Source organism: Pseudomonas sp. NPDC089422 (assembly GCF_044749405.1).
In the GTDB taxonomy this organism is placed as follows: Bacteria; Pseudomonadota; Gammaproteobacteria; order Pseudomonadales; family Pseudomonadaceae; genus Aquipseudomonas.
Map to the genome: position 1 here is coordinate 80,220 of NZ_JBIVHW010000018.1, position 13,281 is coordinate 93,500.

The 13,281-nt window shown below is 60.8% G+C and carries 13 protein-coding genes; all 13 read left to right on the forward strand.

Annotation, left to right across the window (positions count from 1 at the left end; genetic code table 11):
• The first annotated feature begins 322 nt into the window (after positions 1-322).
• The gene (gene tssB, locus ACIPZ8_RS26150; RefSeq protein WP_400729543.1) at positions 323-826 is read left to right on the forward strand and encodes a type VI secretion system contractile sheath small subunit; all 504 of its coding nucleotides are present in this window, start codon (positions 323-325) and stop codon (positions 824-826) included.
• An 18-nt stretch (positions 827-844) separates the two neighbouring features.
• The gene (gene tssC, locus ACIPZ8_RS26155; RefSeq protein WP_400729546.1) at positions 845-2,335 is read left to right on the forward strand and encodes a type VI secretion system contractile sheath large subunit; all 1,491 of its coding nucleotides are present in this window, start codon (positions 845-847) and stop codon (positions 2,333-2,335) included.
• Entirely contained in the window at positions 2,332-2,742 is a 411-nt protein-coding gene (gene tssE, locus ACIPZ8_RS26160; protein ID WP_400729549.1) for a type VI secretion system baseplate subunit TssE, read from the forward strand. Before tssC ends, tssE begins: the two co-directional genes overlap by 4 nt.
• A 2-nt stretch (positions 2,743-2,744) precedes the next feature.
• Positions 2,745-4,511, forward strand: coding sequence for a type VI secretion system baseplate subunit TssF (tssF, locus tag ACIPZ8_RS26165; RefSeq protein WP_400729552.1), 1,767 nt, complete (start codon positions 2,745-2,747; stop codon positions 4,509-4,511).
• Complete coding sequence (tssG, locus tag ACIPZ8_RS26170) at positions 4,475-5,491, forward strand: type VI secretion system baseplate subunit TssG (RefSeq protein WP_400729555.1); 1,017 nt, start codon at positions 4,475-4,477, stop codon at positions 5,489-5,491. Before tssF ends, tssG begins: the two co-directional genes overlap by 37 nt.
• Complete coding sequence (locus tag ACIPZ8_RS26175) at positions 5,488-6,057, forward strand: FHA domain-containing protein (protein ID WP_400729558.1); 570 nt, start codon at positions 5,488-5,490, stop codon at positions 6,055-6,057. Before tssG ends, ACIPZ8_RS26175 begins: the two co-directional genes overlap by 4 nt.
• Before the next feature lie 2 nt (positions 6,058-6,059).
• Positions 6,060-6,815, forward strand: coding sequence for a type VI secretion system lipoprotein TssJ (gene tssJ, locus ACIPZ8_RS26180; RefSeq protein ID WP_400729560.1), 756 nt, complete (start codon positions 6,060-6,062; stop codon positions 6,813-6,815).
• A gap of 46 nt (positions 6,816-6,861) precedes the next feature.
• On the forward strand, positions 6,862-8,199 hold the full coding sequence (gene tssK / locus ACIPZ8_RS26185) for a type VI secretion system baseplate subunit TssK (protein WP_400729563.1): 1,338 nt from the start codon (positions 6,862-6,864) through the stop codon (positions 8,197-8,199).
• 1 nt (position 8,200) lies between these two features.
• On the forward strand, positions 8,201-9,037 hold the full coding sequence (gene icmH / locus ACIPZ8_RS26190) for a type IVB secretion system protein IcmH/DotU (protein WP_400729566.1): 837 nt from the start codon (positions 8,201-8,203) through the stop codon (positions 9,035-9,037).
• A gap of 113 nt (positions 9,038-9,150) precedes the next feature.
• Positions 9,151-9,666, forward strand: coding sequence for an Hcp family type VI secretion system effector (locus ACIPZ8_RS26195; protein WP_400729569.1), 516 nt, complete (start codon positions 9,151-9,153; stop codon positions 9,664-9,666).
• A 73-nt stretch (positions 9,667-9,739) separates the two neighbouring features.
• Entirely contained in the window at positions 9,740-11,908 is a 2,169-nt protein-coding gene (locus tag ACIPZ8_RS26200) for a type VI secretion system Vgr family protein (RefSeq protein WP_400729572.1), read from the forward strand.
• Complete coding sequence (locus tag ACIPZ8_RS26205; RefSeq protein WP_400729575.1) at positions 11,905-12,834, forward strand: DUF4123 domain-containing protein; 930 nt, start codon at positions 11,905-11,907, stop codon at positions 12,832-12,834. The genes ACIPZ8_RS26200 and ACIPZ8_RS26205 overlap by 4 nt, the downstream gene beginning before the upstream one ends.
• A partial coding sequence (locus tag ACIPZ8_RS26210) for a toxin VasX (protein ID WP_400729577.1) occupies positions 12,827-13,281 on the forward strand: 455 nt, incomplete at its 3' end. The genes ACIPZ8_RS26205 and ACIPZ8_RS26210, both read left to right, overlap by 8 nt.

Genomic DNA, 13,281 nt, shown 5'->3' on the forward strand with positions numbered 1-13,281 from the left:
AAATTCAATTCTCGAACCTGCACTTGCAACCAAGTTAATGGCACTAGGCACAGCCAAGCCCCACGAAGACTATTCATGCCGGACGAGATATTCAAATAAATATTTACTTACACTTGAAATCTCGACCAGCAAGAAACTTCCTGCGCATGTTTTTAAAGGAGGAAAACTTGCCAACAAGCACTTCCAGCAAAAAAACCCTTGTTATATAGGATAACGCCTACAGACAGCCGGCGACCACGAAAAACACTCTATAAATATGCAAGGCTCACACTAAATACTTGTACGAAACGTCCTTCAGGCACAGCAGGAAGTTCAGATAAATATGTCCAAGATTACGAGTTCCGTGGCTCCGAAAGAGCGCATCAACATCCGTTACGTACCCGCTACAGGCGGCGAGCAGGCTGAAGTCGAGCTGCCCCACAAGATGCTGGTTATCGGTGATTTCGGGCTGGACGACAGTCGCGCGCTCGAAGACCGCCCCGTCCTGCGCATCGACAAACATTCGTTCGACAGTGTGCTGGAAGACGCCCAGGTGAGCGTGAACCTGTCGGTCCCCTCCCTGCTCGGCCAGGATTCGGACACCGAACTGGCCGTCAGCCTGCAGCTTGCCTCGATCAAGGACTTCGGGCCAGACCGGATCGCGCGTCAGGTGCCTGAGCTGAACCGGCTGATCGAGCTGCGCGAGGCGCTGGTGGCCCTGAAAAGCCCGTTGGGCAACGTCCCGGCGTTCCGCAAGCAGCTCCAGCAATTGCTGGGTGACGATCAGGCTCGCCAGCGACTGGCGCAAGAACTGAACCTGGTGCTCGACGCACCACGACAAGACTGAAGACAACGGAGCGTCAGCATGCCGACCCAGAACAACACGACCACCACGGCCGAAGTTTCATCCGAACTATTGGGCGAGGCCACCCTGCTCGACCAGATCATGGCGCATACCCAGCTGGTCCCGAGCCAGGAAGGCTATCAGGTTGCCCGGCAAGGGGTAGCCGCATTCATTACGCAGATTCTGCAAAGCGATGACCCGCAGCAATCGATCAACAAGCATCGTGTCGACCAGATGATTGCCGAAGTCGACCGTGTGCTTGGCAAACAGATGGATGCCATCCTCCACCATCCGCAGTTCCAGCAACTGGAGTCTGCCTGGCGCAGCCTCAAACTGCTGGTAGACCGCACGGACTTTCGTGAGAACATAAAGCTTGAGTGCCTGCATGCCAGCAAGGAAGAGTTGTTCGACGACTTTGAAAACGCTGCCGATATCACGTGCAGCGGTATCTACAAACATGTTTACACTGCCGGTTATGGCCAGTTCGGTGGCGAACCGATTGCAACCCTGTTGGGCAACTACCATTTCGGCCCGTCATCACCTGATATCAAACTGCTAAGTTACATGGCATCAGTGGGCGCCATGGCCCACGCACCGTTTATCGCCGCGCCAGCGCCGGAATTCTTCAATCTCAGCAGTTTCGAAGACCTGCCTAACCTGAAAGAGATCAAGGACATCTTTGCCGGCCCCCGTCATGCCAAGTGGCGAGCGTTCCGCGACAGCGAAGATGCTCGCCACACCGCGCTGGTCGCACCGCGCTTCATGCTGCGCTCGCCGTACCACCCCGAGGAGCTGCCGGCCGAAAGCTTCAGTTACCACGAGAACATGGACGGTCGCCACGACAACTACCTGTGGGGCAGCGCCGCGTTCCTGCTGGCCAGCTGCATCAACGACAGCTTTGCCCGCTACCGCTGGTGCCCGAACATCATAGGCCCGCAGTCGGGCGGCGCAGTGGATGACCTCCCGGTGCACCTCTACGAGTCACTGGGCCAGTTGCAGGCCAAGATCCCCACCGAAGTGCTGATCTCTGACCGCAAGGAGTTCGAACTGGCCGAGGAAGGCTTCATCGCCTTGACCATGCGCAAGGACAGCGACAATGCGGCGTTCTTTTCGGCCAACTCAGTGCAGAAGCCCAAGGCCTTTCCCAAGACCCCTGAAGGCCTGCAGGCCCAGACCAACTACAAGCTCGGCACCCAACTGCCCTACCTGTTCATCGTCAACCGCCTGGCGCACTACATCAAGGTCATGCAACGCGAACAGATCGGTAGTTGGAAGGAGCGCCGCGACCTGGAGTCAGAGCTCAACAAGTGGATCAAGCAATATGTCGCGGACCAGGAAAATCCTTCGGCCGACGTACGCAGTCGTCGCCCCTTGCGCGCCGCCGCAATCACAGTCACGGATGTCGCCGGAGACCCGGGCTGGCAGCAGGTCTCCATCGCCGTGCGCCCGCATTTCAAATACATGGGCGCCAACTTCGAAATCTCTCTGGTTGGGCGGCTCGATACGCAATGAGCGGGCTGTTCGAGCGCCTGACTGCCGAGCGCCAGAACAGTCGCACGCCTTCCCGGCGGGAACAGGCTGCGCAAAAGTTCGTGGTAATCAAACGACACCTCGAAACGTTGCTCAACGCCCGCCAGGGTTGCTCCCGAAGCAGCCCTGAGTTGGGCCTGCGCGATTTCAACGGATACGACCTGAGCACCGGAGACCGCGTACGGCAAGTCAGTGATGACATACGCCAGACCCTTCAGCGCTACGAGCCACGTATCCAGATTCATGGAATGAAAGCCGTGCCCGATGCCTGCGCCCCGCTTGAGCTGCATTTGCGACTCGATTGCCTGGTGCAGGTGAACGATCACCCCGAGCTGTTGCAGGTCGAGCTGCTGGTCAACGGGCTTAGCCGATACACCCGCGTGAGGTAGCCATGTCATTAAAGGATCGATTCAGCGAAGAACTTCGCTACCTGCGCGAGTTGGGGGCGGATTTCGCCAAGGACAACCCGCAACTGGCGCGGTTTCTCGGCAAGGACAGTGGCGACCCTGACGTAGAGCGCCTGCTTGAGGGCTTCGCGTTCCTGACGGCCAAGCTGCGATTGAAGCTTGAGGACGACCTGCCGGAACTGACCCACCCCATGCTGCAACTGCTCTGGCCCAATTACCTGCGCCCCCTGCCAAGCGCAACGATTATCCAGTTCTCACCGGAAAAACAGGCGCTCAGCCAGTCCCGCAGCATTCCCAAGGGGACACGGTTGTTCTCCATACCCGTGGATGGCATCGCTTGCGAGTACCGGACCTGCACCGAGGTAACGCTGCACCCTTTTGCCATCAGCGACGTCCAGGCGACCCACACACCGGAGCATTCCGTGGTGCGCATCGCACTCGAAACACTGGTCGAGCGTCCGCTGAACAGCTTGGGCTGCGACAGCCTGGAGGTTCACCTCAGTGGCGATGACTGTTGCGCGCAGACCCTGTACCTGTGGTTGTCGCAGTACCTGAAGCACATCAGCGTGACGATCAACGGCGAGGTTTGCCGGCTACCGGCCAGCAGCTTGGCTTTTCCCGGCTTCCGCCCCGAAGAAGCCCTGCTGCCCTACCCACAGAATGTCTTCGACGGCTACCGGATCCTGCAGGAGTATTTCGTTTTTCCTCAGCGTTTCCACTTCTTCACCCTGACCGGCCTGGGCGAGCGCTGGCCGGCGCAGAGCAGCGGGCAGGTATGCATCGACTTCCATTTCAGCCGCCCACTGCCCGACGCGATGCCTGTTGGCGTCGACGATTTCTGCCTGTTCTGTACGCCAGCGGTGAACCTGTTGCATTGCAGTGCCGAACCGATCGACCTGTCTGGCGAGCACGCCCACTCATTGCTGAAGCCAAGCTGCAGCGCAGCCCACGGCTACGAGATATTCAGCGTAGACCGAGTGATCAGCACTCGTACCATGGCAGGTGGCCAGGCGGGCGAGCCGCTGAGAGCCTTCCTGCCTTTCGAGTCGTTCGCCCATGAAATCGAGCACATCCAGGGCCGGGCCACGCTGTACTACCGTTGCCAGATCGAAGAGTCCTTGCTCGGCAATGGCGTGATCCACCGTATCGCTTTCGTGCGTGCTGACACCAGCGTCTACCGCGGCAGCCTGGAAACGGCGTCCATCGACCTGACATGCACCAACCGCGACCTGCCTTTGGCGCTGAATGCCGGCGACATCTGCACCATCAACGAATTCACGCCACCGCTGACTACCTACCGCAACCTCCGACGCCCGACCCGTCCGTACCGCCCTGTGCTCGACGGCCAGTTGCAATGGGCACTGATTTCCAACCTGTCGCTCAACTATCTGTCGCTGCTGTCGGCTGACCCGCTGAAGGCAGTCATCCGCGCCTATGACTTCGCGGCCCTGCATGACATTCAACAGGCGCGCACCACGCGCAAGCGCCTGGACGCTATCCGTGACGTGCAGACCGCGCCCCTGGACTGGCTGATCAACGGGCAGCCGGTTCGCGGCCTGCGCACCCGATTGCAGCTCGACCAGCAGGGCTTCCTCTGCGAGGGCGACCTGTATCTGTTCAGTTGTGTGCTCGCGCACTTCTTTGCCCTTTACGCCAGCATCAATTCCTTCCATCAACTGGAAGTGACCAACACCACCAACAACGAGCACTTCACATGGCCACCGCTGATTGGCAAGCAGCCCCTGATCTAGCCGATTCGCTGCTCGCGCAAGCGCATCGGTTCGATTTCTTCCAGTTGCTAGAACATTTGCACGGCTTGCATGGTGACAATCTGGAAGCGCGTTGGCCCGATGCTGCCACGCGCTTGCGGGTACGCCTGGGCTGCGATCCACGGCTGCGCTTTCCCGCCAGCGATGTGCTGAGTGCCAGGCAAATGCCTGGCCATGATGCCCGCTACCGAATCTGCACCACCTTCATGGGGCTGCACGGCAGCGACTCGCCGCTGCCTACCTACTACCTGGAGCAGATCGCCCATGAACATGCCCAAGGTATTGGTGTGCGCCCGGCATTCCTCGATTTTTTCAACCATTACCTGCTCAGCCTGCTGCACCGCGCCTGGCGCAAGTACCGTTACTACATTCGCTTTCAACCCGGCGCCAACGACCAGTTTTCCCAATACGTCTTCTCGCTGATCGGCCTCAATGATCGGCAGCTGCGCGGCGACACCGCGCTGCCCTGGAGCCGCCTGCTCAGTTTCGCCGGTGTGATCGCCAGCCGCAGCCGTTCACCGGGCACCGTGGCCGGCATCATTGGCCACTGCTTCGACCTTGCTCAGGTACACATCCGCGAGTTCGAAACGCGCTCGGTGCCCACCGCTGCCCGTCAGCGGGTGCGACTCGGCCGGGCCAACGGCGAACTGGGCAGCAACTTCATGGTTGGCAGCCGAACGCGAACCCGCAGCAGCAAGTTCACGATCGTGATCAGCGAGCTTGACCATGCGCAGTTTCGCGACCTGCTGCCCAGTGGCATCAACTTCGGCCGTTTGCGTGCACTGATCGATGTGCTTCTGCGGGATGGGCTGGCGTATGACCTCGAACTGCGCCTCAAGCGCAACGCACTGACGCCGTTCAGCCTGCATAGCAGCCAGGGTGCCTATCTGGGCTGGACCAGCTTCATCGATGACCGTCACGGAATGTGCAGCCCGGTGGTGCGGTTCAGGGGGCGGGCATGAGCGCTTTGACCCTGCACGTCAGCAACCTCGAACAGCTGCCACACGGCGTCAATCGCCAGCACCGCTTCGGCCGCAGTGGCGGCACCCTCGGCAGCCTGGGTGCGGACTGGCTGTTGATCGACAGGAACCTGAAGGTGCAGCCCATCCACTGCGAGATCCGCTGGAAGGAAGGCGGCTTCTGCGCCATCGACCGCAGCTCCCAGACGTTCCTGAATGACAGCACACGCTGTCTTGGGAACCGCCCACCCATGCGCCTCAAGGATGGCGACATGCTGCGGGTCGGCGCCTACCGGCTTCGGGTCGATCTGCAGCCGGAACAAGCATCCAGGTGCTCTCTGGAGGAAGTCTTCGTGCCTCGGCAGGGCGTGCACGAAGCCCTGGAGGCGAGCGCCTCGTCTCACCCGCGAGACAACGCCATCGATTCCTTGCCACCCCTTGTCGCTACGGATGTGTGCTCGGCATTCGACCCGGTCCCCGGGCGCGACCCCTTGGCTGCCCTCGATGCGAGGTTACAGGCTTGCCCTGCGGACCAGAACCCCCTGCAAGATCTGATTACAGGACCGTGATCATGCTTCCACGCCTGATGCTTTGCGCTTCACTGTTGCTAGTGCTCACCACCACCGCCGGCTGCACTGCCCTGGGCAAGATAGTCCAGGTGCTGAAAGACCCTTCTATCCCCGTGGGCGCCCCGGAAGATGTGCCGACCGAGCTTGCCATCAGCATCCATGTCAGCCCTACGCTGAATGGTGTTGCCGACAGCGGCGAAACCGCTGATACAGCACCAGGCGAACTCAAACCTGGCCCTTACACGGTCAGCCTGAGTGCAGACGACCCACATGCACTCACCGAAAAGGTCGCCAGCCTGTTCAGCTACCTGCAAGCGCAGTATCCCGATTCGGCACACGCCGATGAGAGTGCGCTCGGGGACTACCAGGTACCCACAACAGCGCTTGAACGGCCCGATGCAACGCCTAGCCAAGGCCCCCAGCTCGCCAGCCCCATCGCCGTCAAGGTCCTGCAACTGCGGGACGACTCGCTGCTGCTCAACAGCGTTTACCAGCAACTGGCGCTGGACCCAGCCAAAGCGCTGCGCAGCACCTACATCCGCGATGACGATTACCTGCTGGCGCCTGGCCAGTTCAAGTTTGTGCCATTCGAATCCCTCCATGACGACACTCGCTTCATTGCAGTGATTGCCGACTACCGCAGCCTGGAGAGCGCAACCTGGCAGCAGGTACTGCGCATTGCCCCGCGCGGCCGCCGGGTGGTGCTCTCGCTGCAAGTCCATGACGCGCAAATCGAACTCAAGGAAGAGGACCGATGATCGATCAGCCGGCCCGCAACCCCCTCATCCCTGACATGGAGTGCCCATGAGTTCACGTAACCCTGTGCTATGGCCTGAAGGCCTGTTCGTCAAACCGCAGCATTTCCAGCAAGCAGCCCGGGCCAGCGAGGCAGCGCTGCATCAGCGCCTGAGCAGCCTGAATGCGGCGTTCTATGGTTTCAGCGAACTGCAGTTGAACGATGAATACCTGAGCCTTGGCAAGGTCGCCATCACTCGGGCCAAGGGCATCATGCCCGACGGGACCGTCTTCGATATCCCTGGCGACCTGCCCCCACCGCCACCGCTGGAGATCAGCGACGATGGCGCGCAGAACAGCGAGATCTACCTGTGCCTGCCGCTGCGCACCGACGGCGGCCGTGAAGTGAGCTGGCCGGACAGCGTGGCAAACCTGCGTTATGTCGCGCATGCCCAGGAAGTCAAGGACACCCACACTGCCGATGGCGACCTGGTGCAGGTGGACCTCGCCGTGCCGAACCTGCAACTGCGGCGGCAACGCGAAGACAGCAGTGCCTATACCCGCCTCGCCCTGGCAAGAATCCTCGAGCGTCGCCCCGATGGCAGCCTGCAGCTGGACGAATCGTTCTACCCCACCAGCGTGTCGGTACGGGCAGTGCCGGCGCTGCAGCGCTTTCTTGAAGAGATCAGCAATAGCGTGCGCGAACGTGGGCGCAACCTGGCGGCGCGTATCGGCTCGTCAGGGCAGTCCGGTATCGCCGATATCCGTGACTTCAACCTGTTGCAGGCCCTGAATCGCTGGTGGCCCTGCTTCGCCCATCTGGCCCGGCAACCGCAGACCCACCCAGAACAACTCTATCTCTGCATGAGCCAGGCCTGCGGTGAACTGGTGACCTTCACCGACGAGAACCGCCTGCCGCAGGAGTATCCGGCGTATCACCACAACGCCCTGCGTACTTCCTTCAAGCCACTGGAAGACACACTGCGCCGCGCCCTAAGCACGGTGCTGCAGCCGCGGGCGGTGTCGTTGCCGCTGCGGACCCTCGATTGGGGTGTGATGACTACGACCCTGGAAGATCGCCACCTGATCGACGAGGCCGACTTCATCCTCGCGGTGCGCGCCAACCAGCCCGTCGAATCGTTGCGTCAGACCTTCGTACACACGGTCAAGGTCAGCGCGCTGGAAGCGATGAACGAAATGGTCCTGCATCACTTGCCGGGCATTGCGCTGGTGGCGTTGCCCGTGGCGCCACGCGACCTGCCCTTCCATGCCGGTTTCAGCTATTTCGAGCTGGACCGGCGCAGCCCGGCGTGGGCCCCCATGAAGGACAGCCACGGGTTTGGCATCCACATCGCCGGGAAAATCCCGGGCCTTGAATTGCAATTCTGGGCGATCAGGAGTGAATGAAATGGATGCGTCCGGCAGCAAGGCTGTTGATACACCGCCAACGAAACGTGAACCGCTGGAGACGGCGCTTCAACCTTCAAAATACGGGGCTGAAGATGCTGATGCCGAAACCGCTTGCGCAGGCTACCCGGCAGACCCGGATTTCCAGCTGCGCGGCACCTTCCAGAACCCCATGATCGATGCGGCGATGCCGCTGTTCGGCCTGGTGATGCGCCTGCGCACCCTGGACAGCCTGCCCAACATCCAGGACGTGCACCATCAGGTGCGCACCCAGGTCGACAACATCGTCGAGGAAATGCGCCAGCGCGGATATGAATCCGCGCAACTGCTGGCCTATTCCTATGCCCTGTGCCTGTACCTGGACGAGGCCGCGATGAGTCGACCTTGGGGCAGAAACTCTTGCTGGAGCCAAGAGTCGCTGCTGAGCATTTTTCATCATGAGACCTGGGGCGGGGAGAAGATTTACACGGTGCTGTCACGCCTGATGCAGGAGCCCCAGCGCTATATCGACGTGCTGGAGTTTCTGTACCTCTGCCTGTGCCTCGGCCTCAAAGGCAAATACGGCCTGGCACCCAATGGCGATGAGGCGGTGAACGCCCTGCTCCAGCAGATCCACACGCTAATCCGCGAAGTGCGTGGTCCGGTCCCGGAACAGGTCTGCGATCCACTGAGCAATGTCGCTCCCAGCGACTTCCGCATGCACCGGCAGTGGCCATGGTGGAGCCCTCTGCTGATCAGCGCCGCGGCCATGGCAGGGGTGTACGGGGTTTACAGCTATCACCTGCACCTGCTGACCACGGAAGTGCTGGAGTCGCTGAACGGCATTCTGCAGCAGTGAACGCTTTCAACGAACTGACGAGGCCCCAGCCTCACTGACAAGCCCATCGCTACCGATGGCCACGCCACCTGTGGTGCGCGTGTTTTATCCACTTGGATGCAGGAGAAACTGCCATGCCAACACCCGCTTACATCAAGATCGAAGGTCTGAAACAGGGGGACATTACCGCTGGCGCCTTCACCTCCGACTCGGTCGGCAATGTTTATGTCGAAGGCCACGAAGACGAGATTCTGGTACAGGAAATCAAACACGAAGTTTCTACGCCAACGGACCCACAGAGCGGCCAACCGACCGGGCAACGGGTGCATAAGCCCTTGACCTTCGTCTGTGCGCTTAACAAGGCGATACCGCTCCTCTATCAAGCACTGGCAACTGGAGAAATGCTCACCAAAGTCGAAATTAATTGGTATCGAACTTCAGCGCAGGGCAAGCAAGAGCATTTTTTCACCACCAAACTCGAAGACGCCACCATCGTCAACATCCTCACAGTACTCCCCCATGCTCAAGACAAGGACAACGAAAACTACACGCAATTGATCGAGGTCTCGCTGGCCTATCGGAAGATTACCTGGGCCCACGATATTGCAAACACTGAAAGCTCAGATGACTGGCGAGCGCCTGCTGCCTGATATTCAAAAATGCACCGGGTGGACTCTTCCGCCCGGGCATTCTGCCTTCAGAGACGGCGGATAAGGATTTCTCATGCCTAGCCAATCGAATCTGCGTTACAGCTTCCAGCCCCTGGCGGCTGATACCAAACTCGAAGTGATGTCATTCGAGCTCAAGGAGGCCATCAGCACACCCTTCCAGTTGCAATTGGAGCTCACCAGCTTCTACGACGACATCGACTTCGCCCAACTGCTCGACAAGCCCGCCTTGTTCACCATCTGGGACGCAGGCCGCCCGGTGCGCTACGTACATGGCCTGGTCAGCCGCTTCCGCCAGGGCGACAGCGGCTTCCACGGCACCCGTTACCACGCGCTGGTCGAACCGCAGCTGGCCCGCGCCGGGCTGCGCTCTAACTGGCGCATCTTCCAGCAGAAAACCGTGCCGCAGATTCTCAAATTGATGCTCCAGCGCCAGCGCATCCTGCGCTTCGAACTCAGCACCAACCGTGAGCACCAGGTCCGCGAATTCTGCGTTCAGGCTGGCGAGACCGACCTCGACTTCATCGCCCGCCTCGCCGCTGAAGAAGGCCTCGTCTACAGCTTCGAACACACCCCCAATCAGCACACGCTGCTCATCACCGACCGCTTGTTATTACTGGGGCTGATCAGACAGGGCCCCATTCAGGCGAAGAGCAGGCACCAACGGTCCTACGAAGCGGAGGATGCAAGCCACCCCGCCCCTGTGCTGTACCACGTCAACAGCGGTGGCGATCAGGCGCAGCCTTGCCTGCGGTGCTTCCACTACAGCGAGAACGTCCGCACTGCGCGCCAGGCTCAACGTGACTACACCTTCACCCACCCGGCCTATCGCCTGGATCAGCAAGCCAGCGCCAAGGGCGAAGTGCATCAGTCAGTGGATTACGAGCGCTTCGACTACCCCGGTCGCTACAAGCGCGAAGCGGTTGGCATCCCTTTCACCCAGACCCGTTTGACCGGCTTGCGCCATGACGCCCGCATTGCCGAAGTCACAGGCGACGACGTACGCCTGCAACCAGGCCAGGCCTTCACCCTCACCGGCCACCCGCGCAAAAACCTCAATGTGCTCTGGCGGGTGATCAGCGCCCACCACGAGGGTAGCCAGCCCACCAGCCTGCAGAAAGGCGCCGTCAACGCCAAACAAGGCAGCCATTACGTGCAAAATGCGGTACTGGTCCCCGGCATGGCCGAATGGCGGCCGGCGCCCTTGCCCCGACCGCGTGTCGACGGCCCGCACATGGCCACGGTGGTCGGCCCGCCTGGCGAGGAGATCTTTTGCGACCCGTGGGGCCGGGTCAAGGTCAGCTTTCCCTGGGACCGTGAGAGCAAGAGCAACGCGTCCAGTTCGTGCTGGGTACGTGTTTCACAAGGCTGGGCCGGCGGCAGCTGGGGCTCGATGGCCATCCCGCGCATCGGTCAAGAGGTAATCGTCCAGTACGTAAACGGTGACCCCGACCAGCCGATCATCACCGGCCGCACCTACTGCGGCAACCAGCTGCCGCCATACGACCTGCCGCAACACAAGACCCGCATGACCATCAAGAGCCAGCCCCACAAGGGCGATGGTTACAACGAGTTGCGATTCGAGGATGAGCTGGGCCGGCAGGAGGTGTTCATCCATGCCGAGCGGGACCAGAACAATGTGGTCAAGCACGATGAGACCACGCTGATAGGCAATGACCGTACCGAGCAGATAGACCACGATGAAACGATTTCCATTGGCCATGACCGCAGCGAAACCGTCGGTAACGATGAACGCGTCACCATTGGCCATGACGACTTCCTCCATGTTGGCCGCAACCAGAGGGTCAATATCGCCAAGGACCGTTTCGAAACTGTAGGTAACCATCGCCATGACAAGATCACCGCCAACTATCAGATCCAGGTTGGCGGCAATCTCGAGCAACAGATCGAAGGGCATGCGGAACTGGAGGCCAGGACGGAGATCCGCAGGCGCACCCGGCGTTATGACCTGCGGGCGGCTGAAACAGTGGTTATCCAAGGCCCAGGTGGCGCCATCCGAATCGATGAGTCCGGCATCACGCTGGACAGCCCGACGATACGCCTCAACGGAGCGGTGCACCAAACACTGGGTGGCTCCACTCATTCCTTCACCCTCAATGGCGCGCCCGTCAGCGGAGCCCCCCTGGATCGGCAGTGCGGGCGGCGTCCCGACGGAACGTGCGCACTGCCTGACTGCAACTGCATAGGAGCACCTGCCGCATGACGGGTTCATCTTCAGCGCCTATGCCCGACCTCCACTTTGCCAGTGACTTGCGCTTTCTCTTGCTACTCAGTCGAGAGCTGGAACATTCAGCTGTCCATCCTGCCTCCATTTCACCACAAGGCGAAGTCGTGCCCCCCTACGCGCCATCAGTGCTGGAGCTGATCGATGCCGTGACCGACTGCCCTCCTCACGCCTGGCCCTGGAAACGCAGCGTCATGGATGAGGAATACGAGTTCGGCCCATTGCTGGTGGACGTCAGCGATGCGCCAGAACTGCTTCGTCATGCCGTCACTGCCTGGATGCCCATTGGCGGCGCCATCGCTCTGGATGCAGAGGTCAGCGTCGATGAGCTTTCCGACCATTTCCACAGCCTGGTGCAGTTCACCATGCCGGATCTGGGGGTGGCCACCCACCACATAACGCCCAATCACCTGAGCGCCTGGCTGGAGGCATTGGATGAGGCCAATCGAGCGGCCTGGTTGGGCCCGGTGTCGCGCTTGGCGTGGCGAGTCGACTGGGGGCCTGTGCATGAGTGGAAGACGCTTGAGAACAGTCCGACCACAGCGCGTTCGAGGTCAGCGCTGCTGCTGTCCCTGCAAGCGCACGAGCTTGGCCGGCTGCAATCGGGCTTGCACGAACACTTCATGCTCAGCCTTGCCCACGAACTGCTGGCCACGCCGGCTCTTTCCGATCGCACGCTGGCGGAGATCCGTGAATGGATCGCAGCCCTGTTACCGCAACTGGATGCACTCAACTTCAGCGACGAGACCGTTGCCGGTGATTTCATTCGCCTGGTCGCAGAACACAGGTGGCTGATGACTGATGCGCGGGCCGAGGCTATCTACAGCAACCTCGAAGAGTCACCGCAAGGCCGCCTTCGCGAGCTGCAAGCACTCATTCACAGCGAGGAAAACGCCCATGACTGACGCCTCCGTGAGCCGCGCCGCATCGCCCCCTGCCTGCAGTGCACGGGTACCGATCCTGCCGGTGCGCTACGCCATCGTGCCACGCACCGGGAATGCCCCGTCCTGTCGCTACACCGATTCCGGCTTTGCCTTGGAGCAAGGCTTCCCTGCGCTGCAGCACTCCGCCTACACCTTGCGCGCCCTGCGTCCTGGTTACGTCTACGTGTTCATGAAAGGCACCCAGGGCGAAAAACTGGTCATCCACGAATACGACGGTGAAGGGCAGTACAAGGAATTGCGCTACCGGTGCCTGGAGCACTACCAGCGGCGCGACCGCTACTTGTCCGGCCGGGCGATGGGCTGGGTCTGGGCAGACACCTGCGAGGCCAGCGCCAAGGAAGTCTGGATCGCCTACAGCCCGCACCTGTGGACCAATGCCGTGACCGCACGTATCACCGGCTCGCTGGC